This window comes from Pseudomonas sp. NPDC087029 (genome assembly GCF_044745345.1).
In the GTDB taxonomy this organism is placed as follows: Bacteria; Pseudomonadota; Gammaproteobacteria; order Pseudomonadales; family Pseudomonadaceae; genus Aquipseudomonas; species Aquipseudomonas faucium.
Map to the genome: position 1 here is coordinate 328,660 of NZ_JBIVAB010000001.1, position 21,589 is coordinate 350,248.

Annotated in this window: 23 protein-coding genes; 13 read left to right on the forward strand and 10 right to left on the reverse strand. The window is 65.4% G+C overall.

Translation table 11 applies throughout. The features are described 5' to 3' along the window. Positions 1–8 precede the first annotated feature (8 nt). On the reverse strand, positions 9–1,049 hold the full coding sequence (locus tag ACIPG5_RS01495; RefSeq protein ID WP_236237250.1) for a patatin-like phospholipase family protein: 1,041 nt from the start codon (positions 1,047–1,049) through the stop codon (positions 9–11). A gap of 154 nt (positions 1,050–1,203) precedes the next feature. Here ACIPG5_RS01495 and ACIPG5_RS01500 point away from each other — a divergent pair, with 154 nt between their 5' ends. The 3 genes from ACIPG5_RS01500 to ACIPG5_RS01510 all read left to right on the forward strand — a co-directional run bounded on the left by ACIPG5_RS01500 (position 1,204) and on the right by ACIPG5_RS01510 (position 3,151). Further along, a complete protein-coding gene (locus ACIPG5_RS01500) occupies positions 1,204–1,482 on the forward strand; it encodes a hypothetical protein (protein ID WP_176512093.1) in 279 nt (92 codons plus the stop codon). Between the two features lie 14 nt (positions 1,483–1,496). Next, positions 1,497–2,276 carry a CHAD domain-containing protein gene (locus tag ACIPG5_RS01505; RefSeq protein ID WP_401372978.1) on the forward strand — a complete coding sequence of 260 codons (780 nt, stop codon included), beginning with the start codon at positions 1,497–1,499 and terminating at the stop codon, positions 2,274–2,276. 77 nt (positions 2,277–2,353) lie between these two features. After that, a complete protein-coding gene (locus ACIPG5_RS01510) occupies positions 2,354–3,151 on the forward strand; it encodes an acyl-CoA thioesterase (protein ID WP_401372980.1) in 798 nt (265 codons plus the stop codon). A 102-nt stretch (positions 3,152–3,253) separates the two neighbouring features. On the opposite strand, the gene ACIPG5_RS01515 is transcribed toward ACIPG5_RS01510, so the two are convergent. The 3 genes from ACIPG5_RS01515 to ACIPG5_RS01525 form a co-directional block, all read right to left on the reverse strand. Further along, positions 3,254–3,622, reverse strand: coding sequence for an Mpo1-like protein (locus tag ACIPG5_RS01515; protein ID WP_176512090.1), 369 nt, complete (start codon positions 3,620–3,622; stop codon positions 3,254–3,256). Between the two features lie 75 nt (positions 3,623–3,697). Beyond that, positions 3,698–5,176, reverse strand: coding sequence for a methyl-accepting chemotaxis protein (locus ACIPG5_RS01520; RefSeq protein WP_401372982.1), 1,479 nt, complete (start codon positions 5,174–5,176; stop codon positions 3,698–3,700). A 126-nt stretch (positions 5,177–5,302) separates the two neighbouring features. Beyond that, on the reverse strand, positions 5,303–6,100 hold the full coding sequence (locus ACIPG5_RS01525; protein WP_176512088.1) for a TatD family hydrolase: 798 nt from the start codon (positions 6,098–6,100) through the stop codon (positions 5,303–5,305). A 153-nt stretch (positions 6,101–6,253) separates the two neighbouring features. On the opposite strand from ACIPG5_RS01525, the gene ACIPG5_RS01530 reads away from it, so the two are divergent. The 3 genes from ACIPG5_RS01530 (at position 6,254) to greB (ending at position 8,671) form a co-directional block, all read left to right on the forward strand. Beyond that, a complete protein-coding gene (locus tag ACIPG5_RS01530) occupies positions 6,254–7,660 on the forward strand; it encodes a transglycosylase SLT domain-containing protein (protein WP_401372985.1) in 1,407 nt (468 codons plus the stop codon). Between the two features lie 217 nt (positions 7,661–7,877). Beyond that, the gene (locus tag ACIPG5_RS01535; RefSeq protein ID WP_236193779.1) at positions 7,878–8,186 is read left to right on the forward strand and encodes a hypothetical protein; all 309 of its coding nucleotides are present in this window, start codon (positions 7,878–7,880) and stop codon (positions 8,184–8,186) included. An 11-nt stretch (positions 8,187–8,197) separates the two neighbouring features. Further along, entirely contained in the window at positions 8,198–8,671 is a 474-nt protein-coding gene (gene greB / locus ACIPG5_RS01540) for a transcription elongation factor GreB (RefSeq protein ID WP_176518410.1), read from the forward strand. Positions 8,672–8,693: 22 nt separating this feature from the next. Here greB and ACIPG5_RS01545 read toward each other — a convergent pair whose 3' ends face one another. Together ACIPG5_RS01545 and ACIPG5_RS01550 are read right to left on the reverse strand one after the other, a co-directional pair. Continuing rightward, entirely contained in the window at positions 8,694–11,201 is a 2,508-nt protein-coding gene (locus ACIPG5_RS01545) for an ABC transporter permease (RefSeq protein ID WP_401372988.1), read from the reverse strand. Then, positions 11,201–11,884, reverse strand: a complete 684-nt coding sequence (locus ACIPG5_RS01550; RefSeq protein ID WP_176517679.1) for an ABC transporter ATP-binding protein — start codon at positions 11,882–11,884, stop codon at positions 11,201–11,203. The genes ACIPG5_RS01545 and ACIPG5_RS01550 overlap by 1 nt, the downstream gene beginning before the upstream one ends. A 10-nt stretch (positions 11,885–11,894) precedes the next feature. On the opposite strand from ACIPG5_RS01550, the gene ACIPG5_RS01555 reads away from it, so the two are divergent. From ACIPG5_RS01555 to ACIPG5_RS01565, 3 genes are all read left to right on the forward strand, one after another. Continuing rightward, positions 11,895–12,500 (forward strand): arylesterase, encoded by a 606-nt coding sequence (locus ACIPG5_RS01555; RefSeq protein ID WP_176517678.1) that lies wholly within the window; start codon positions 11,895–11,897, stop codon positions 12,498–12,500. Between the two features lie 58 nt (positions 12,501–12,558). Beyond that, the gene (locus tag ACIPG5_RS01560; protein ID WP_176517677.1) at positions 12,559–12,840 is read left to right on the forward strand and encodes a hypothetical protein; all 282 of its coding nucleotides are present in this window, start codon (positions 12,559–12,561) and stop codon (positions 12,838–12,840) included. 106 nt (positions 12,841–12,946) lie between these two features. Further along, complete coding sequence (locus ACIPG5_RS01565; protein WP_176517676.1) at positions 12,947–13,924, forward strand: L,D-transpeptidase family protein; 978 nt, start codon at positions 12,947–12,949, stop codon at positions 13,922–13,924. Between the two features lie 131 nt (positions 13,925–14,055). On the opposite strand, the gene oprI is transcribed toward ACIPG5_RS01565, so the two are convergent. After that, positions 14,056–14,307: an outer membrane lipoprotei OprI gene (oprI, locus tag ACIPG5_RS01570; RefSeq protein WP_003259780.1), complete on the reverse strand. Its 252-nt coding sequence runs from the start codon at positions 14,305–14,307 to the stop codon at positions 14,056–14,058. A 507-nt stretch (positions 14,308–14,814) separates the two neighbouring features. Between oprI and ACIPG5_RS01575 the strand changes: the two genes are divergently transcribed. Beyond that, complete coding sequence (locus ACIPG5_RS01575) at positions 14,815–15,096, forward strand: GNAT family N-acetyltransferase (RefSeq protein ID WP_008095521.1); 282 nt, start codon at positions 14,815–14,817, stop codon at positions 15,094–15,096. A 78-nt stretch (positions 15,097–15,174) separates the two neighbouring features. On the opposite strand, the gene ACIPG5_RS01580 is transcribed toward ACIPG5_RS01575, so the two are convergent. Continuing rightward, complete coding sequence (locus tag ACIPG5_RS01580) at positions 15,175–16,251, reverse strand: 3-deoxy-7-phosphoheptulonate synthase (RefSeq protein WP_176517675.1); 1,077 nt, start codon at positions 16,249–16,251, stop codon at positions 15,175–15,177. 233 nt (positions 16,252–16,484) lie between these two features. Between ACIPG5_RS01580 and ACIPG5_RS01585 the strand changes: the two genes are divergently transcribed. The 3 genes from ACIPG5_RS01585 to cysB all read left to right on the forward strand — a co-directional run bounded on the left by ACIPG5_RS01585 (position 16,485) and on the right by cysB (position 19,138). Then, positions 16,485–17,432: a putative 2-dehydropantoate 2-reductase gene (locus tag ACIPG5_RS01585; RefSeq protein WP_401372992.1), complete on the forward strand. Its 948-nt coding sequence runs from the start codon at positions 16,485–16,487 to the stop codon at positions 17,430–17,432. Positions 17,433–17,536: 104 nt separating this feature from the next. Next, the gene (locus ACIPG5_RS01590; protein WP_176517673.1) at positions 17,537–18,034 is read left to right on the forward strand and encodes a universal stress protein; all 498 of its coding nucleotides are present in this window, start codon (positions 17,537–17,539) and stop codon (positions 18,032–18,034) included. Positions 18,035–18,163: 129 nt separating this feature from the next. Further along, a complete protein-coding gene (gene cysB / locus ACIPG5_RS01595) occupies positions 18,164–19,138 on the forward strand; it encodes an HTH-type transcriptional regulator CysB (protein ID WP_176517672.1) in 975 nt (324 codons plus the stop codon). 123 nt (positions 19,139–19,261) lie between these two features. Here cysB and ACIPG5_RS01600 read toward each other — a convergent pair whose 3' ends face one another. Both ACIPG5_RS01600 and pabB read right to left on the reverse strand, forming a co-directional pair. After that, positions 19,262–19,996 (reverse strand): phosphoadenylyl-sulfate reductase, encoded by a 735-nt coding sequence (locus ACIPG5_RS01600; protein WP_286915134.1) that lies wholly within the window; start codon positions 19,994–19,996, stop codon positions 19,262–19,264. An 83-nt stretch (positions 19,997–20,079) separates the two neighbouring features. Then, on the reverse strand, positions 20,080–21,423 hold the full coding sequence (pabB, locus tag ACIPG5_RS01605; RefSeq protein WP_401372995.1) for an aminodeoxychorismate synthase component I: 1,344 nt from the start codon (positions 21,421–21,423) through the stop codon (positions 20,080–20,082). Between the last annotated feature and the right edge of the window lie 166 nt (positions 21,424–21,589).

The window sequence follows — 21,589 nt, forward strand, 5'->3', positions numbered from 1 at the left end:
AGCGAAGCCTAGCGCTTCTCCCCCTCATAGTTGTCCAGCGTATCGCGCGCAATCTCCCGCCCCAGCGCAATCAGCTCCGGCGCCTTGTAGAACTCGAAGAACCGGCAAACCCGCTTGGGCACGTTGATCAGCACATCGGGCGGGTACCCCGCGATCTTGTACTGCGCCAACGACGTCTGCATCACCTCGAAGCTCTGGTTGATCAGGTCCAGCAGCGAAGCCGGCCCGACGTTGTCGATGATGAACGACCCCGTGGCCGATTTCGGCGCCCCCTCGCGCTCCGGCGCCGCCGCCGGTTGCTGGGCTTCAGGGTCGGCCGCATCGGCCAGCCACGGGCTTGGCGGCGCCAGGCCCTCGGCGACGATCTCCTGCTCGATGCGGATCAGCTCCTCGGCGGGCTTGCGCCGGAACGGCAGGCGCGAGCCGAGCGAGCTGAGCAGCGCATCGAAGCGCATCTTGAACGCCGCCGGCCGTTCGATCACCGGCAGCTGGTACTGCTTCTGGTTGGTGGAGTTGAGGTTCACCGCAATGATCAGGTCGCAGTGGCTGGACACCACCGGCACGATCGGCAGCGGGTTGAGGATGCCGCCGTCGACCAGCATGCGGTTGCCCTGCATCACTGGGGTGAACAGGCTGGGAATCGCCGCCGAAGCACGCATGGCCTGGTGCAGGCAGCCTTCCTGGAACCAGATTTCCTGCTGGTGGGTCAGGTCGGTGGCCACCGCCGTGTAGGGGATGCGCAGTTGCTCGATGTTGATCTCGCCGACGATCTTGCGGATCTGGCCGAACACCTTGTCGCCGCGAATCGCGCCCAGGCGAAAGCTCACGTCGACCAGGCGCAGCACATCCAGGTAGTCCAGGCTCTCGATCCAGTTGCGATACTCCTCGAGCTTGCCCGCGGCATAGATGCCGCCGATCACCGCGCCCATCGAGCAGCCGGCGACACAGGCAATGTCGTAGCCGCGCCGTTCGATTTCCTCGATCACGCCGATATGGGCGTAACCCCGAGCCCCACCTGACCCCAACACCAGTGCTACACGTTTGCTCATGATCGATCCTTAGGCTGTGCAACCATGGTCCTACAATGCACCGAGCGTTGCCTGTGCTTCAATGTAGACTCTAGGCAATGCCTGCCGGAAGCGGCACTTTTCGGGTGCCCGAGCGTCGAACAGCCACTTTACTCCAACCATTGAGGTACCCCTGATGAAAGCCTGGATTTCCCTTCCTCTGATTGCCCTGGCCCTGGCTGGCTGTGCGGGCAAGACGGCCTACCGCGATAGCTGCGCGACGCAGCTGGATGCCGCCTGGAAGGAGCTCGACCTGGCCAAGGCCGAGGGCTTTGCCGGTACCGTCAGTTATTCCAAGGCGTTGTCGCTGCTGACCGGGGCCAAGACCCAGCAGCAGTTCGAAGGTTTCGAAGGTTGCACGAACAAAGCCGAGAAGGCGCGTTTCTACATTCGTGAGTCGCGCGCCGGGCGCTGACCGAGGAGCGTCGTATGTCCGCCATGCTCGATCATGTGGTTGCCCAGGTACTGGCCTTGCAGGTGCGCCTGCTGGCCTGTCGCGAGCGCCTGGCTGCCGATACCGACAGCGAGGCACTGCACGACCTGCGCATCGGCGTGCGGCGCCTGCGCAGCCTGCTGCGTCCGCTGCGCGGGTTGCCAGGCGTCGAGCAGCTCGAGGCGGCGGCGAAGGCACTCGGCACCCTGACCACACCTTTGCGCGATCGCGAGGTGCTTGCCGGCGAGCTGATTGCGCGCGGTTTGCTCGAGCCGGGGCAGCGGCGCCTGCAAGGGCGCGCCGCAACCTTTGCCGGCGTGGCCAAAAGCCTTCAACTGGGCCGGGTGCTGGGCATCCTCGATGCTTTTCCGCTGTTTCTGCGCGCCGCCGGGCGCGAGGGCCTGGCCAAGTCGTTGGGCAAGCGCGTCGACAAGCGCCTGGTCAAGCAGTGGCGCAAGCTCGATGAAGCCTTGCAGGACCCCGCCCACGACCGTCATCGCTTGCGCTTGCTGATCAAGCGCGTGCGCTACGGCGACCAGGCCTATCCGCAACTCGACCACGCGGGGAGCAAGCTGCAGGGCTTGCTGAAGAAGGCCCAGGGCGACCTGGGCAGCTGGCATGACCGCCTGCAATGGCTGCTGCAGGCCGGCGAGCATGCCGACCTGGCGCCGTGCAAGGCTGTCTGGGAGCAGGAGCTGCACGAGGCCGAGCGCAAGTCGGATGCCACGCTGCAGGCCTTGCAGGCCGCACTCAAGCGGCGCAAGCCCGGCAAATGACCGATATGCGGGCTGATCCCGCAGGCATGGCTGGCTAGTATGGGCGAACATCCATTGCCGCCTGCAGGAGCCGGCCCATGAATTTCAACCAATTGCTCGACGCCGTGCAGGCGAGCCCCGACGGGGTCTGCATCCCGGCGACCTGGGCCCAGGGCCGCGCTGCCTTCGGTGGCCTGATGGCCGCGATGGTGTTCCAGGCCATGCGCCAGAAACTCTCCGACAACCGCCCCGTGCGCTCCCTGGCGATCAGCTTCGTTGCGCCGGCGGCGCCAGACGTGCCGACCCACTTCGAAGTCGAGGTGCTGCGCGAAGGCAAGGCGGTCAGCACCTTGCTCGGCCGTGCTGTGCAGGGCGGGCAGGTGGTGACCCTGGTGCAGGGCAATTTCGGCGCGGGGCGGCCTTCGGTGGTCGAGGTGCCCGCATTGCCGGCGCCGGCGATGAAACCGCTGGATCAGGCTGCGCCGGAGCTACCCTACATCAAGGGTGTGACGCCAGAGTTCATGCGCCATGTCGCCTTGCGCTGGGCCATCGGTGGGTTGCCCTTCAGCGGCAATCAGTCCAGGCAGATGGGCGGGTGGGTGCGCTTGCGCGATGTGGCCGAAGAGCAGGTCGACGAGGCTCATCTGCTGGCCTTGGTGGACGCCTGGCCGCCGAGCCTGATGCCGTTTCTCAAGCAACCTGCGGCAGGCAGCACACTGACCTGGACCATCGAGTTCATTCAGCCGGTCGCGGCGTTGTCGACCCTGGACTGGTGCCGCTATTGCGTGGAGACCGAGCATGCCCGGGAAGGTTACGGGCATGCTGCGGCGACGTTGTGGACAGCGCAAGGGGAGTTGCTGGCATTGAGCCGGCAGACGGTTACCGTGTTTGCCTGATGTGCGAGGTGGCATCATCGCCGGCAAGCCGGCTCCCACAGGTACAGCACAAGCTCAGGCCTGAAGGTAGCTCTGTGGGAGCCGGCTTGCCGGCGATCGGTTTCAATGCCGATGCTTGTGCCGTTCGCGCCAGGCTTTCAACCAGGCGCCGCTGAGCACGAAGCGCGGAAAGGTGATGAACTGCTCGGTCAGCAGCCGCTGCATGGCATCTTTGCGGTCGGCAAACGGCTCCGGCTGCTGCGCCTCCAGGCGGTGGCCCTGGCGCTGCATGCCCAGGCCGGCGAGCAAGGCGATGACGCCGACGGCGATCTGCCCCAGGTCCAGGGCGAACAGGCCGGACAACACCAGCAAGGCGCCGAGAATGAACAGCGGCACCGCAATCAGGTGCAGCACCAGGTTGGTTGGGTGGCGGTGGTTGTGGTGATAGCCGCGCCATTGCCAGGCGGGCAAATTGGGCAGTCGTTTGTTCATGGGCATTTCCTCGCGGTCATGCCCAAAGCTTAGTGCTGCGCTCGACAGCCAGCCAATCGAGGCTGGCTATGGTGGTTATAGCTTCAGCTGGCCTATGGCCTTGCTCAGCTCGCCGGCCAAGGCGGCCAGCTCATTGCTGGTGGTGGCCGAGCCGACGGTCTGCTGCACGGTCTGTTCGGTGACGTCGCGAATGCTCACCACCGCGCGGTTCATTTCTTCGGCCACCTGGCTCTGCTGCTCGGCGGCCACGGCAATCTGCGTGTTGCTCTCACGCATCTGCGCCACGGCTCCGGTGATCTCGGCCAGCGCCGCGCCGGCCTCCTGGGCTTGGCGCACGCAGTCGTCGGCCTTGTACGAGCTTTCCTGCATGAATTCCACTGCATCGCGGGTGCCGGCCTGCAGGTCGGCGACCATGTGGGTGATTTCGTCGGTGGAGGTTTGCACGCGCTTGGCCAGGTTGCGCACCTCATCGGCCACCACGGCAAAGCCACGGCCCAGGTCGCCGGCGCGGGCTGCTTCGATGGCGGCATTCAGGGCCAGCAGGTTGGTCTGCTCGGCGATGCTGTGGATCACCCCGACCACGCCGTTGATCTTCTGGCTGTCTTCGGCCAGCTGGCGAATCATCTCGGCAGTCTGCTGCACGCCGCTCGACAGCCCGGCAATCGAATCCTGCACCCGGTCGACCACGTCCTTGCCGCTGCCGGCCAGGTCATCGGCGGTCTGCGACAGGTCGCGGGTGGCGCCGGCATGCTGGGCGATATGGTGCACGGTGGCCGACATCTCGTTGATGGCGGTGGCGGCCTGGTCGGTTTCGCTCTGCTGGCCAAGCATGCCGTGGCGCACGTCGTTCATGCTCGCGGCCAGGCGCGCAGCGCCGGCATCCAGTTGCCCGGCGGTGCGCGCCACGGTGCCCACCACCCGGTGGTAGGTCTGCTGCATGGCATTGAAGGCGCCGGCCATCTGGCCAACTTCGTCGCCGCTGGCCAGTGGCACGCGGGCAGACAGGTCGCCGGTCTTTTCCACGTGCAGCATCACATCCTTGAGCGTGTTGAGCTGGCTCAGCAGGAAGCGGATCAGCAACTGCGAGGCGCAGAGCATGGCCAGCATCAGGATCAGCACGCACACGGCATAGTTGCTGAAGCGGTCGAAGAACACCTGGCGCAGGGTCGGCGACTGGGCCAGCACGGCCACCTGCTGTTCGCCGTGGCGCAGTACCTGGGCGCCGCGCAGCGGGTTGTCGCCAAGGATCCAGGCGGCGGGCAATGCCGCCCAGCCCTGGGCGTTGCGCAACGCTTCCAGCGGTTCGCCGGCAACGCTTGGGGCCTGCTCGGCTGGCCAGGCGATCACGTTGGCCTGTTGGGGCAGGGGTTGCCCGGCGGGCCAGGCCGACAGCAGCTCGGCCTGTGCCTGCGCCTGAGCCTGCGCGGCGTCGGCGCGGGCGCGCTGCTCCAGGTGCACGGCATACAGCACCAGCAGCAAGGTGGTGACAAAGGCCACTGCATTGACGGCCCAGAATTTGTACTTCAGGGAAATATTGCTAAGCCAGGCACCCATGGGTAGGTCTTCTCTGAGTTGAGCGGAAACAATATTGGCAAGGTGCCATCATTGTGCCCGCTCTCGCCAGGGAAGCGTTGATGTGCATCAACAAATGCTTTTGCCGGGGTGCGATCATGCCCGCGCTCAAGCCAGCTGGAAGAATGCCCGGGCTGTGGCCGTGGTATGCGCGGCCGTGGCTTCGATGCTTTCGCCCCGGTGCAGCGCCACTTCGCGCAGCACCTCGGGCAGGAACGCCGGCTCGTTGCGCCCGTTCTTCGGTTTCGGCCGCAGGCTACGGGGCAGCAGGTAGGGCGCATCGCTCTCCAGCATCAGGCGCCCTTGCGGGATGTTGCCCACCAGCGGGTGCAGGTGCGTGCCGCGGCGTTCATCGCAGATCCAGCCGGTGATGCCGATGTGCAGGTCCATGTCCAGGTAGGCGAACAGCGCTTGGCGCTCGCCGGTAAAGCAATGCACCACGGCTGCCGGCAAATGGTCACGATAGTCCTTCAAGATGGCCAGCAGCCGTTCGCTGGCATCGCGCTCGTGCAGAAACACCGGCAGGCGCAGCTCGGCCGCCAGCGCCAGTTGGGCCTGCAGGGCCTTTTCCTGGAGGGGGCGAGGGGAGAAATCGCGGTTGAAGTCCAGCCCGCATTCGCCCACGGCGCGAACCCGTGCCTCAGCGAGCAGTTGGCGCAGTTGCCGCTCGCTGTCGGCATCCCAGGATTTGGCATCGTGGGGGTGTACGCCGGCAGTGGCGAACAAGTGCTGGCCGTCGCCATCGAGCTGCTGGCACAGCTCCAGCGCCTGTTCGCTGACCGCAAGGCTCGTGCCGGTGAGGATCATCTGCACCACGCCGGCCTCGATGGCGCGCTCGACGATGGCCGCCTGCTGGTCATGGAAACTGCTGTTGGTCAGGTTGACGCCGATATCGATCAGTTGCATGGTGCTACCTCGTGCCGCGGGGCGGCCAGCATAGCAAAAAGCGCGATACTCGGAAAAAACCAAGAACTTCAGGCTGTTGCCGTGGTCTTTTACCGCCATTTATCACGAACGCAACCTATGGATAACGCCCACCGACCTCGGACACGTTCCCCCATGCTGCGAACCTTGCTGACCCTGCTGCTGATGCTGGGGCTGACTGCTGTCGGCCCGGCCTACGCACGCCTGCCTGGGCCCCAGCAGCATTTGCCGGCGAGCAAGGTGCGCGACCTGGAGCAGATTCGCAGCAGCAAGGTGCTGCGCGTGCTGGTCAAGCAGAGCCGCAACAGCTCCGGCGAGGTCAAGGGCGAGCCGGTGGGCATCGAATACTACCGCCTGCGCGGGCTCGAGCATTACCTCAACGCCCGTGCCAGCGATGGCCAGCAGATCCGCCTGGAAATCATCCCGCGGGCCAAGGAGCAACTACTGAGCGCGTTGCAGCGTGGCGAAGGCGACCTGGCCGCGCCGGGTGAGCTGCTCGACCCGGCCGGGGTAGGGGCGGTGGAGGGCAGCGCGCCGGTGCTGGACCAGGTGCCGCTGTGGCTGGTCGGGCGCAAGGGCGAGCGCAGCCTCACCCGCGTCGAGCAGCTGTCCGGGCGCACCGTGGCGCTGACCAGCGCCAGCGCCGCCGGCGCGCTGATCCAGCAGCTCAACCAGCAGCTGGCCTTGCGCAAGCGGCCGCCGATCAAGGTCGAATGGGTCGATTCGACCCTGGCGGTGGAGGATGTGCTGGAGATGGTCCAGGCCGGTATCTACAACCTGACCATCGTCGAGCGCCCGATCGCCCAGCGTTGGGCTCGGGTCATGCCGCGCCTGCGCCTGGACAGCCGGCTGCAGCTTGGCCCGCCGCAAGCCATGCGCTGGTACGTGCGGCGTGACGCGACGCTGTTGCTGGCGACGGTCGACCGTTACCTGAAGGGCTACCGAGCCCCCGAAAACCAGGATGCGGCGTTCGAGCGCATCTACCGGCGCCAGTACCGTGTGCACAACCCCCTGGCCAGCAAGGACCGCCAGCGCCTGGCCGCGTTGCGCCCGGTGCTGCAAAAACATGGCCAGGCGCAGCAGATCGATTGGCTCAACCTTGCCGCGCTGGCCTTCAAGGAGTCCACCCTCGATACCCAGGCCCGCGGCAGCGGCGGGGCCCATGGCCTGATGCAGATCACGCCGTCGGCGGCGCAGCGGGTCGGGGTCAGCAATACCGGCACGGTCGATGGCAATGTCCAGGCCAGCGCGCGCTATTTGGCGCTGATCCGGCGCAAGTTCTTCGCCAGCCCGAAGATCAACGAGCGCGAGCGCATGGCCTTTGTGCTGGCGGCCTACAACCTGGGGCCGGAGCGGGTCCAGGCCATGCGCGTGGAGGCGCGCAAGCGCGGCCTCAATGGCAATCAGTGGTTCTTCCAGACCGAGCGGGTGGCCATGGAGCAGGTGGGCATGGGGCCGGTGAATTTCGTCAACAGCGTGAACAAGTACTTCCTGGCGTTCAACCGTGAACGGGCGCGGCTCGAACGTGTGGCCAAGCGCTGATCTCGCCCGCTCCGCACTCAGCCAGGCAGGCTGCGATCAAGGTCTACTTGCAGCTTGCCGCTCGAGGCTCTAGGATACCGCCTGCGCCGATTTAAACAGCTACTTGCGGGGCGCAGGACCGCCCCGGCACCGGGTCATCCGAAATACCGCTAAAGCGCTGGTTCGGTGACGCCTCCCACCGCTGCCCAGCGGGATTCGCGAGGCGGAGAAAAACTCCATGAGTTGCCCACGTACCAGTGTCTGTCTGAGCCCATTGCCTGCCCCCCAGGCATCCCGCACACCGCGCATTCTGCTCGGCGGCCAACATCAGCCCACCCTTTTGCGGCACCTTGAAGGCCTTTCCCGGCGCAAGGGCCAGGCCCGTGCATTCCTGATCCAGTTCGCCGAAACCGCCTGCCACCTGGAGCAGTTCGGCAACGACCGTTTCGACCTGGCCGTGATCCAGGCGCCTACCGCGCAGGACGCCGCCGAAGTGATCGGCCACCTCACCCGCATCGCGCGCCAGGGCCTGATTACCCGACGCTGAGGAGCGCGCTGTTGAGTACCAACATCATCACCACGGAAGGTCACGAGGCCCTGAAGAAGGAGCTGGACCATCTGTGGCGGGTGTATCGCCCGGAAATCACCCAGAAGGTTGCCTGGGCGGCCTCGTTGGGTGATCGCAGCGAGAATGCCGACTACCAGTACAACAAGAAGCTGTTGCGCGAGATCGACCGGCGCGTGCGTTACCTGCGCAAGCGCCTCGAGGACGTCAAGGTAGTGGCCTACTCGCCGCAGCAGGAGGGCAGGGTGTTCTTCGGTGCCTGGGTCGAGATCGAGAATGACGAGGGCGAAACCAAGAAGTTTCGCATCGTCGGTTATGACGAGATCTACGGGCGCAACGACTACATCTCGATCGATTCGCCCATGGCCCGCGCCCTGCTCAAGAAAGAGGAGGGCGACGAGGTGCTGGTGCATACGCCGACCGGCGAAGCGACTTGGTACGTGAACAGCATCAGCTACGGGCAATGAAGTGATGATGCTCGCCCGGGCCTCATCCTTCTCGTAGCACCGTCAACGGGCTGGCATTCAATGCTCGCCGCGTCCCCAGCACCCCGGCCCCACCCACCAGCAGCGCCCCGACCAGCGGCAGCACCAGCAGCCAAGGATGCGGGCTCCACTGCAGGTCGAATGCATAGCGGTACAGCACCAGGGTAATCAGCTCGCAGCCAACCGCCGCCAGCGCACCGCTGGCCGCCCCCAGCAGCCCGAACTCGATACGCCGGGCCTTCACCAGCAACGGCCGCGCCGCGCCAAGGGCGCGCAGCAAGGCGCCCTGGCGAATTCGTTCGTCCAGCGTCGCCTGCAGCCCGGCGAACAGCACGGCCAGCCCCGCTGCCAGCACGAACAGCAGCACGTATTCGACCGCCAGAGTGACCTGGGCGAGGATGCTGCGCAGCTGGTCCAACAGCGCATCGACCTGCAGGATGGTGACCGCCGGGAAGGCCCGCGACAGGGCCACCACGTCCAGGTCATGCCCCGGTGCCAGGTAGAAGCTGGTGAGGTAGGTGGTCGGCAGGCCCTGCAGCGTGCCGGGCTGGAAGATCATGTAGAAGTTGGGCTGAAAGCTGTCCCAGTGCACGCTGCGCAGGCTGCTGACCCGCGCCTGGCGTTGTTCGCCGCCGATGTCGAACGTCAGCAGGTCACCCAGCTCGAGCTTCAGGCTGGTGGCCAGCTCGGCTTCAACCGATACGCCCGGGATGTCATCACCCGAGGGCAGCGCTTGCCACCATTGGCCTGACGTCAGGGCATTGCCGGCGGGCAGGTCGGCCGCCCAGGTGAGGCTCAGGTCGCGTTGCACGGCGCGCTCGCCGGCCGAGTCCTTGCTGACCAGTTGCTGTACCGGCTGGTCGTTGATCTGGGTAAGCCTGCCAGGCGTCACCGGGTACAGCGGCGCCGAGGCCGCATTCACTTCATGCAGGCGCTGGGCAAAGGCCTGGCGGTCGTCGGGCAGGATGTTCAGGGCGAAATGGTTGGGAGCGTCCTTGGGCAACTGCGCCTGCCAGGTGTCGAGCAGTTCGGCGCGCAACAGCGCCACCAGCGCCATGGCCAGCAGAATCAGGCCGAAGGCCAGGGCCTGGCCGGCCGCCGCCATGGGGTGGCGCAGCAGTTGGCCGAGGCCCAGGCGCCAGGTCAGCGGCGCGCCTGCCAGCAGCCGACGCAGGCTGCGCAGGCCGAGCAGGAGCAGGCCGCCCAGCAACAGGGCGGCGAGCAGGCCGCCGCCGAGCAGGGCGAAGGTCAGCAGCAGGTCGAGGCTCAGGCGCCACATGATCAGCCCGAGCGAGAACAACGCGGCGCCATAGACCAGCCAACTGTTTGGCGGCACCGGCAGCAAGTCGCGGCGCAGCACCCGCAGCGGCGGCACCTGGCCCAGCGCGGCGATCGGCGGCAGGGCGAAGCCGGCGAGGGCGACCAGGCCGGTGGCGATGCCGGCCAACGCCGGGACGATGCCGGCGGGCGGCACTTCATTGGGCAGCAGGCCCTGGAGCAGGCGGAACAGGCCCAGTTGCGCCAGCCAGCCGAGCACGGCGCCCGCCAGTGCGGCGGCCAGGCCGAGCATGGCCAGTTGCAGGCAATACAGCCCCAGTGCCTGATGGCGCGAGAGGCCCAGGCAGCGCAGCAATGCACTGGCATCCAGGCGCCGCGCGGCGTAGCGGCTGGCCGACAAGGCCACGGCAACACCGGCCAGCAGCACCGCCACCAGGCTGGCCATGTTCAGGTAGCGCTCGGCCTTGCCCAATGCCCCGCCGATCTGGCGGTTGCCGTCACGGGTGTCGAGCAGGCGCTGGCTGGCGGCAAGGTTGTTGGTCAGCGCCTGGCGGTATTGCGCCAGGGCCTCGCTGTCGCCGCGCCACAGGTCGCGGTAGCTGACCCGGCTGCCGGGCTGGATGACCCCGGTCGCCTGCAGGTCGGCAAGGTTCATCATCACCCGTGGGGTCAGACTGTAGAAGTTGTTGGCGCGGTCTGGCTCGTAGGTCAGCACGCGGCTCATGCGCAGGGTCTTCATGCCGACATCGATGCTGTCGCCCACTTTCAGCCCCAGGGCCGCCAGCAGGCGTGGCTCGACCCAGGCCTCGCCTGGCGCCGGGCCGCCGCCGGGGGTTTCCTCGGCATAGGGCGCGGCGGCGCTGCGAACCTGCCCGCGCAACGGGTAGGCGCCATCGGCGGCCTTGATGCTCGACAGCTGTATGCCGGCATCGCCACCCACCACGCTGGTGAACTCCACCACCTGGGCGTGGCGCAGCCCCAGCGCGGTGCCGGCTTCGATCTGTTCGGCGCGGGCCGGCGCGCTGCCTTGCAGCACCAGGTCAGCGCCCAAAAACTCACTGGCACGCAGTTGCATGGCGCCATTGAGGCGGGCACCGAAATAGCCGATGGCGGTGCTGGCGGCAACGGCCACCAGCAGGGCGAAGAACAATACCCGTACCTCGCTGGCACGGATGTCGCGCAGCAACTGGCGCAGGGCCAGGCCACAAAGACGGGGCAGCGGCATGTGTTTCATCAGGCCTCCACCGGCGCCACCAGGCGGCCCGCATCCAGGCGGATCTGGCGCCGGCAGCGGCGGGCCAGGCGTTCGTCGTGGGTCACCAGCACCAGGGTGGTGCCGTGCTCCTTGTTCAGCTCGAACAGCAGGTCGCTGATGCGCTCGCCGGTGTGGCTGTCGAGGTTGCCGGTGGGTTCGTCGGCGAACAAGACGGCAGGTTGCGCGGCGAATGCGCGGGCGATCGCCACCCGTTGCTGCTCACCGCCGGACAGCTGGCGCGGGGTGTGCGTCAGGCGTTTGCCCAGGCCCACGCGCTCGAGCAAGGTGCGGGCATGCTCGCGAGCATCGCGGCGGCCGTCCAGCTCCAGGGGCAGCATGACGTTCTCCAGGGCATTGAGGCTGTCGAGCAGCTGGAACGACTGGAACACGAAGCCGACATGCTCGGCGCGCACCCGGGCGCGCTGGTCCTCGTCCAGCGGGCCGAGGTCGTGGCCGGCGAGGATCACCTTGCCGGCGCTGGGGCGGTCCAGGCCTGCGAGCAGCCCCAGCAGGGTCGACTTGCCCGAGCCCGAGGCGCCGACGATGGCCAGGCTGTCGCCCTGGGCCAGGTCGAGGGAGAGGGCGTGAAGGATGGTCAGGTCGCCTTCCGCGCTGGGGACCACTTTGCTAAGGTGCTGCGCAACGAGAATGCTGGGGCCCATGGAGAATCCAATGCGAGTGTGGTGGTTGAGTGCCGGTCTGGCTCTGTGTTGCCTGGCCCAGAACGCGGTGGCGGGAACACTGCTGGTAGTCGGCGATAGTATCAGCGCCGGTTTTGGCCTGGATACCCGTCAGGGTTGGGTCTCTCTGTTGCAGACCCGGCTCAAGGACGAAGGTTTCGACGACCAGGTGGTCAACGCCTCGATCAGTGGCGACACCAGTGCCGGTGGCCAGGCGCGCCTGCCGGCGCTGCTTGCAGCGCACAAGCCGAGCCTGGTGGTGCTGGAGCTGGGCGGCAACGATGGCCTGCGCGGGCAGCCGCCGGAGCAATTGCAACAAAATCTTGCCTCGATGATCGAGCGTTCCCGCGCGGCGGGGGCCAAGGTGCTCCTGTTGGGCATGCGCCTGCCACCCAACTACGGGGTGCGCTACACCACGGCGTTTGCCAACGTGTATGAACAGCTGGCAACGGAAAAGAAGGTGCCGCTGGTGCCGTTTTTCCTCGACGGCGTGGGCGGTGTGCCGGAGCTGATGCAGGCCGATGGCATCCACCCGGCGCAAGGGGCCCAGCAGCGCTTGCTGGAAAATGCCTGGCCGGCGATAAAACCCTTGCTGTGACGCTTTAAACGGGGCCGGCTTTCGGCTAATGTTGCGCCCCCCGTTTCGAGAGCCCCCGATGCCGCGCCCTGCCTGGTCCCTGTTTGCCTACCAACTGATCGAGCCCGATGAACAGCTCGACCTGTTCGCTTGCCAGGAAATCCGCGTCCACCTGGTGGCCCGCCAGCTCGAGCTGGGCGTGCCGGTCGATCGCACCCTGTGTGGCGGCCTGCTGCCGGCTCAGCCACGCTGGTCGGGCGTGCCGCGCTCGATCTACCGCGACGGCCGCCTGTGCGACCTGTGCCGTGCGATTCTCGACGCCCAGCGGCGCGGCATGCGCCCCATCTGGCCGGAACTCTGATCGCCTTTCATCATCTGAAACGCTTGTAAGCCGCCGATGCCTCCCGCTTGCATCGGGGCGGGTGTACAATCGTTGGTCTTGACCCACCTTTCGAAGGATTTACCGGATGTTGCCGCGCTTTCCCGCCGTCACCCGTTGCCTGACCCTGGCCGCCCTGCTGGTAGCAGGCCCCGCCGTTGCGTTGGAGCTGCCCCTGCCGCCACCCGGTGAAGACATCGTTGGCCAGGTACAGGTGATCAAGGCCAAGTACGAGGACACCTTCGCCGACATCGGCACCGCCAACGACCTCGGCTACCTGGAAATGATCGCGGCCAACCCGGGCGTCGACCCGTGGCTGCCGGGCGCGGGCACCGAGATCATCCTGCCGACGCGCTACATCCTGCCGCCGGGCCCGCGTGAAGGCGTGGTCATCAACCTGGCCGAATACCGCCTGTACTACTACCCGAAAGGGCAGAACGTGGTCTACACCTTCCCGCTGGGTATCGGCCGCGAGGGCTGGGGTTCGCCGGTAGCGAGCACCAAGATCACCGCCAAGACCCCGAACCCGACCTGGACGCCGCCGGCGTCGATCCGTGCCGAGCATGCGGCGGACGGCGACATCCTGCCCACCGTGGTACCGGCTGGCCCGGACAACCCGCTGGGCCCGTTCAAGTTCACCCTGGGTGTGCCGGGTTACCTGATCCATGGTTCGAACAAGAAGTTCGGCATCGGCATGCGTACCAGCCACGGCTGCTTCCGCATGCTCAACAACAACGTGCTCGAACTGTCGAAGATGGTGCCGGTCGGCACCCAGGTGCGCATCATCAACGAGCCGTACAAGTTCGGCATCAGTGGTGGCAAGGTTTACCTCGAGGCGCACACGCCGCTCGACGATCATGGCAACCCGTCGGTGGTCGACAAGCACACGGCGGTGATCAACGCGCTGCTCAAGCGTGAAGACCTGGCCAACAACCTGCGCATGAACTGGGACATGGTGCGTGATGTGGTTGCCGCGGAAGATGGCATGCCGGTGGAGATTGCCGTGCCGGTCAGCAACCAGGGTACTGCGCCGATGGTTTCGAGCATCCCGCCAGAACTGCAGTAACGTCACGAACAAAGGCCTGCCCCGGACACGCGTGCGGGGCAGGCCTTTTGCTATCTGTTAGATGCGTTTGCCGAGGCAATAAAAAAGCCGACCCACAAGTGGGTCGGCTTCTCAACAATCCGTGAGGATTATTACTTGCGGCTGGCTTTGTCCAGCATACGCAGAGCGCGCTCGTTGGCTTCGTCAGCGGTCTGCTGAGCCTTCTGAGCGGCTGCCAGAGCGTCGTCAGCCTTACGGTAGGCTTCGTCAGCACGGGCTTGAGCGCGAGCTGCTGCGTCTTCAGTCGCAGTCAGACGAGCTTCGGTTTCTTTGGATACGCTGCTGCAACCGGTAGCCAGAACTGCGGCCAGAGCCAGAGCAGAGAATTTCAGAACGTTGTTCATCGTGTTCCCCTTCAAGGACTTTCTATTAAATAGCCATCTCTCGGAAAAGAGAAACTGGCCGGCGTACATAGTACCCATTACTTGTAGTAAGTAAACTGACCGAGCGCAAGAACTGCAAAAAAAATGTTGCTCTAGGGGTAGCCGACAAGATTTGTGGGGGAATTGTGAAAAAACCGTGCAGCGGCTGCAAGCGGTTGTAGAACAGGAACTTTTTTGCGAACTAACGGTGACTTTAACTGTCGTTCGTCGTCTTAACCCGTAGAACATCCGGCTGCTGTTGTGGGCCACGCAGGCCGGGGCCTGCAAGCCACGAGCCTGCCACTTTTTAAGCACAACCACCTTGAGCAATCGCGGGTGCCGCGCCTACTATTTGGGGTGGCCGGCCGGCAGAACCATTGCAATCGGCTTGCGGTCCAAGGGGCAAGAGGTGGCGTAGAGGTTCCTCCGCCGGATAAACCAGCATCGGTTAAGGTCAGGGTCTGCCGAAAAGGCCTGCGAGGAGTAGTGATGAGTGAAGCGTTGACCATCCACCATGACCAGGCCGGTCATCAGTTCGAGACCAACGTGGACGGTCATCGTGCCTACCTGACGTACATGGACCTGGGCAAACAGACGCTGGATATCTATCGCACTTTCGTGCCCAACGCCCTGCGTGGCCGTGGCATCGCTGCCGCGTTGACCGAGAAGGCCCTGGAGTACGCCGACCAGATGGGTTACACGGTGATCCCGTCGTGCTCGTATGTCGAACGTTACATGGAGCGCCAGCAGCGCCACTCGAGCAAGGCCTGACTCCTTAAAAAAAACAGGGCCGCTTCACCCCCATCGCCGGCAGGTCGGCGATGGGGGTGAAGCGGCCCTGTTTTTTTATCAGCCGCGCTGACGCTGTGGCAGCACATCCTTGAGCTTGGCGTGCATGCTGCGCAGGGTTTTCTCGGTGGCCGACCAATCGATGCAGGCATCGGTGATCGATACGCCGTACTGCAGTTCGTCGAGGTTCTTTGGAATCGACTGGCAGCCCCAGTTCAGGTGGCTCTCGACCATCAGGCCGATGATCGACTGGTTGCCTTCGAGGATCTGGTTGGCGACGTTTTCCATGACCAGTGGCTGCAGCGCCGGGTCCTTGTTGGAGTTGGCGTGGCTGCAATCGACCATGATGTTGGGCTTGATCTTGGCCTTGGCCAGGTCCTGTTCGCACAGGGCGACGCTGACCGAATCATAGTTCGGCTTGCCGTTGCCACCGCGCAGCACCACGTGGCCGTAAGGGTTGCCCTTGGTGGTGACGATGGAAACACCCCCTTCCTGGTTGATGCCGAGGAAGCGGTGCGGCTTGGACACCGACTGCAGCGCGTTGATCGCCACGGTCAGGCCGCCATCGGTGCCGTTCTTGAAGCCGACCGCCGAAGACAGGCCCGAGGCCATTTCGCGGTGGGTCTGGGATTCGGTGGTGCGCGCGCCGATGGCCGACCAGCTGATCAGGTCCTGCAGGTACTGCGGGGAGATCGGGTCGAGCGCCTCGGTGGCGGTCGGCAGGCCTTTTTCGGCCAGGTCCAGCAGCAGTTGGCGGCCGATATGCAGGCCGTCCTGGATCTTGAACGAGTCATCCAGGTACGGGTCGTTGATCAGGCCTTTCCAGCCGACGGTGGTGCGCGGCTTTTCGAAGTACACGCGCATGACCAGGTACAGCGTATCCGACACTTCCTCGGCCAGCACTTTGAGGCGCTCGGCGTATTCGTGCGCCGCCTTGATGTCGTGGATCGAGCAAGGGCCGACCACCACGAACAGGCGATGGTCCTTGCCGTCGAGAATGTTGCGCACCACTTGGCGGCCGGCAGTCACGGTCTGCAGGGCCTTGGCGCTGAGGGGGATTTCCTTCTTGAGCTGATCGGGGGTGATCAAGGTCTCGTTGGAGGCAACGTTAAGGTCATCGATCGGTAAATCAGCCATCGTGTTACTCGTCAGGTCACGGGTGCCGGCCGCCAGCAATCCCCGTGCGGCCCAGCAGCAAGAATGTTCGCAGCGGGGAGCCGAACCTTAGCGCGTTAAAGGGGTTGCGACAATGGCCTGTGCCCGTCGCGGCAGGGTTTTTCCCTGCTCAGGCAGCCTTGCGCTGTCATCGGGATGCGCAGAATGCCGCAAAGGGTGTAAAAAAGCGCATCCACTTCATCCAGGAGATCAGCATGGCCCCTCGTAAACCGCGCATCGGCATCATCGGCAGTGGCGCCATCGGAGGCTTTTATGGGTTGATGCTGGCGCGCGCCGGTTTCGACGTGCATTTTCTGCTGCGCAGCGAATATGCCGTGGTCCGTGAGCGGGGCCTGAAGCTGGACAGCGCGCTCTACGGCACCTTGCAACTGCCCGTGCAGGCCTACGCCAATGCCGCCGACATGCCGGCCTGCGACTGGTTGCTGGTGGGGGCCAAGGCCACCAGCAATGCTGAACTGGCGCCGCTGATCGTCCAGGCCGCCGCCGCCGATGCCAAGGTGGTGCTGTTGCAAAATGGCCTGGGCGTCGAAGAACAGTTGCGCCCGGCCTTGCCCGGCAACCTGCACCTGCTCGGTGGCTTGTGCTTCATCTGCGTCAACCGCCAGGGCCCCGGCGACATCCGCCACCAGGCGCTGGGTGCGGTCAACCTGGGTTACCACAGCGGGCCGGCCAGCGATGGCGGTGCAGAGATCGTCGAGCAAGGGGCAGGGCTGTTCCGCGCGGCGGGCATCGACTCCCAGGCCATGCCTGACCTGGCCCAGGCGCGCTGGCAGAAGCTGGTGTGGAACGTGCCGTACAACGGCCTGTCGGTGCTGCTCGGTGCCAGCACCACGCCGCTGATGGCCGATGCCGACAGCCGTGAACTGGTGCAAGCCTTGATGGCGGAGGTGGTACAGGGTGCAGCGGCCTGTGGCCATGTGCTGCCGGCGGGGTATGCCGAGCACCTGCTGCGTGTCACCGAGCAGATGCCCGACTACTGGCCGAGCATGTACCACGACCATGCCGAGCAACGCCCGCTGGAGCTTCAGGCGATCTACGCCGAGCCGCTGGCGCAGGCGCGCGCTGCTGGTTGCCAGCTGCCGCGCATGCACATGCTCTACCAGGCGCTGGCCTTCATCGACCGCGCCAACCGCGCCGGCTGATACCGCTGTAACCCGCGGCGCCAGTGCGCCGGACGGCAAAGCGAGTGGGCGGCGCGCTGCTAAGCTGAAGCTTGCTCTGCCGCAACGGCAGTCGAGGAGGTCGAATGATCCGCTCCATGCTGTATGCCACCGACCTCGGTGTCTACGCGCCCTTCGTCATGCAGCACGCCCTGGCCCTGGCCCGTACCTTCAATGCGGAGTTGTACGTGATCCACGCCGTGGAGCCCATGGGCCAGTTCGCCGAATCCCTGTTGCAGAGCTACCTCGACGAGCAGACGCTGGATGCGCTGCACAGCGAGGGCGTGAACACGGTGATGGCCAACATCGAGCAGCGGGTGCTGGAAAACTTTCGCGACGAATTGGGCGAAGACGCTGACCTTGCCGTGATCAAGGCGGTGCGGGTGCGCCAGGGCGACCCGGCCCAGGTCATCCTTGAGCAGGCGCAGCGGCTGAGTGTCGACCTGCTGATCTTCGGCAGCCACAGTGCCGGTGCCGGGGTGGACGTGCCACTGGGCCGCACGGCGGTACGGCTGCTGCAGCTGTCACCGGTTCCGGTGTACATGGTGCCGCTCTCGCAGCACCTCGGGCGTAGGAAAACTTGAAGCTGGCGGCAGCTTGTTTCGGAGCGGCGTGTAACAAAATAGTTCTAGTTTTATTTCGAGAACCACTAATATAGTTATATCTCGTCGCTGCCTGCTGCCGCTGACTTACCGCTGATTCGAGGGAAACCTATGAAGCTTCAACAACTGCGCTACATCTGGGAAGTGGCGCACCATGACCTCAACGTCTCCGCGACGGCGCAGAGTCTGTACACCTCGCAGCCGGGTATCAGCAAGCAGATCCGCCTGCTCGAGGATGAACTGGGTGTCGAAGTCTTCGCCCGCAGCGGCAAGCACCTGACCCGTGTCACCCCGGCTGGCGAGCGCATCATCAATACCGCTGGCGAAATCCTGCGCAAGGTCGAGAGCATCAAGCAGATCGCCCAGGAATTCTCCAACGAGAAAAAGGGCACGCTGTCCATCGCCACCACCCACACCCAGGCGCGCTATGCGCTGCCGCCGGTGATCAGCAGCTTCATCAAGCAGTACCCGGAAGTGGCCCTGCACATGCACCAGGGCTCGCCCATGCAGATCGCCGAAATGGCCGCCGATGGCACCGTCGACTTCGCCATCGCCACCGAGGCGCTGGAGCTGTTCGGCGACCTGATCATGATGCCTTGCTACAAGTGGAACCGCTGCGTGGTCGTGCCCCAGGGCCACCCACTGGCCAAGCTGCCCAAGCTGACCCTGGAAGCGGTGGCCGAGTACCCGATCGTGACCTACGTGTTCGGTTTCACCGGCCGCTCGAAGCTGGACGAAGCCTTCAACCATCGTGGCCTGACGCCGAAAGTGGTGTTCACCGCCGCCGACGCCGACGTGATCAAGACTTACGTGCGCCTGGGCCTGGGCGTGGGCATCGTGGCCGGGATGGCGGTCGACAGCAAGCTCGACAGCGACCTGGTGGCCCTGGATGCCAGCGAGTTGTTCGAGGCCAGCATCACCAAGATCGGCTTCCGCCGTGGCACCTTCCTGCGTGGCTTCATGTGCGACTTCATCGAGAAGTTTGCGCCGCACCTGACCCGTGAAGTGATGGCCAAGGCGATCCAGTGCCATAACAAGCAAGAGCTCGAAGAGCTGTTCGAAGGCGTCGAGCTGCCGGTGCATTGAGCTGAGAATGCATGGGGCCGCTTTGCGGCCCTTTCGCGACACAAGGCCGCTCCTACAGAAGAATACGTACCCCTGTAGGAGCGGCCTTGTGTCGCGAAAGGGGCGCAAAGCGGCCCCAGCTATTCAAGCCTTGCTGATCAGGTTGCCAGCGTGCAGCCCGCATTCCTTCTGGGTCGACTCTTCCCACCACCAGCGGCCTTCGCGCTCGTGCTGGCCCGGCAGCACCGGGCGCGTGCAGGGCTCGCAGCCGATGCTGATGAAGCCGCGCTCGTGCAGGCTGTTGTACGGCAGCTCGAGCATGCGGATGTAGCCCCACACTTCGGCGCTGGTCATCTGCGCCAGCGGGTTGAACTTGTACAGCGTGCGCTCCGGGGTGGAGAAGGCGCCGTCGATTTCCAGCGCCGCGACCTGGCTGCGCGTGCCTGGGCTCTGGTCGCGACGCTGGCCGGTGGCCCAGGCGCTGACGGTGGCGAGCTTGCGCCGCAGCGGTTCGATCTTGCGGATGCCGCAGCATTCGCCGTGGCCGTCCTTGTAGAAGCTGAACAGGCCCTTGTCCTTGACGAACGGGTCGAGCTTGGCGCGGTCAGGGCTGAGGATCTCGATCGGCAGGTTGTACTGCTCGCGTACCTGGTCGATGAAGCGGTAAGTCTCCGGGTGCAGGCGGCCGGTGTCGAGGCTGAACACCTTGACCTGCTTGTTCAGCTTCCAGGCCATGTCGACCAGCACCACGTCCTCGGCGCCGCTGAAGGAGATCCACAGGTCGTCGCCGAAGTGTTCGAAGGCGAGCTTGAGGATGTCCTGCGGGGACTTGCTGGCATAGGTCGCGGCCAGGGCGGCGACGTCGAAGGGTTGGCTCATCAGGCGGTTTCCATCTTGGCTGTGGCGCTGTGCGCTCGTAATGAGGTGATGGTAACAAAAAATGGCAGGGCAGACGTGCTGGCCTACAGGCCTTGCAGGGTCTGCATCAGCACTCGAACCTTGGCGATCGATTCTTCGTATTCCGCTGCCCAGTTCGAGTCGGCCACCACCGCGCCGCCGCCCCAGCAGCTTACCTGCCCATCCTTGACCAGCAGGCTGCGAATGGCGATGGAGCTGTCCATCTCGCCACGCACATCCACGTACAGCAGCGAGCCGCAATACAGCGCGCGGCGGGTTGGTTCGAGCTCGTCGATGATCTGCATGGCGCGGATCTTCGGCGCGCCGGTGATCGAGCCGCCGGGGAAGCTGTCGCCGATCAGGTCCAGGGCGTCCTTGCCGGCGGCCAGCTGGCCGGTGATGCTGCTGACCAGGTGGTGCACGTTGGGGTAGCTCTCCAGGCTGAACAGCTCGGGCACTTTCACCGAGCCAATCTCGCAGGTGCGCCCCAAGTCGTTGCGCAGCAGGTCGACGATCATCAGGTTTTCCGAGCGGTCCTTGGGGCTGAGGCGCAGCTCCTGGGCATTGCGGGCATCTTCGCGGGGGTCGGCCGAACGCGGGCGGGTGCCCTTGATCGGGCGGGTTTCCACCTGGCCCTGGCTGACGCGGATGAAGCGCTCCGGAGAAAAGCTCAGCAGTGCGCTGCCATCGGCCAGTTGCTGGTAGCCGGAGAACGGCGTCGGGCAGGCCTTGCGCAGCGCCTGGTAGGCGCGCCAGGGGTCGCCCTGGCAAGGGGCGCGAAAGCGCTGGGTGAGGTTGATCTGGTAGCAGTCGCCGGCCTGGATGTAGTGCTGTACCTGGTCGAAGGCAGCCCGGTACTGCTCGGGCTGCAGGTCCCCCTGCATGGGCGCGAGCAGCTTGAAGTCGCCCGGTGCAGTGCTTTCGGCGGCTTCGAACAGGGCGATCAGGCGTTCGCGTTCTGCACTGGCAAGGCTTGGGTGGAAGACCAGTTGGCTGCTGCCGAGCAGGTGGTCGGTGACCATGGCCCAGGCATACAGGCCCAGCTGCGCGTCGGGCAGGCCGAGGTCATCGATGGCCTGGCTGGGCAGGTGCTCCAGGCGGCGGCCGAAGTCATAGCTCAGGTAGCCGATCAGGCCGCCGGCGAAGGGCAGTTCGGCGCCGTTGGGGAGCTGTGCCGGGCCCAGTTCGGCCAGGCCTGCGCGCAGGCGCAGCAGGAAGGCGCGGCCGTCTTCGTCGGGTTGGGCTTGCAGGTGCTGCCGTGGCCAGGCGCTGAGCAGGTCGAAACGGCCGCGCTCGGCACCGGGGCGGGCGCTGTCGAGCAGGATCGCGCCGGGCGCTTGGCGCAAGCGGGCGAAGTAGGCGGCGGGGTCGGGCTGGTAGGGCAGGGGGTGGAGCGTACAGGTCGGCATCAGAATGGACGGCGATGAAAAAGCGAGGAGGGCGATTGTAGACCTGTGTAGGAAAAGCGCCTAGCGCTGGGCGCGACATTAAACCTTCGGGTTGCGCCTATGGCGGCCCCATCGCCGGCAAGCCGGCTCCCACAGGGGTATCACCAACCTTGTCTGTGGGAGCCGG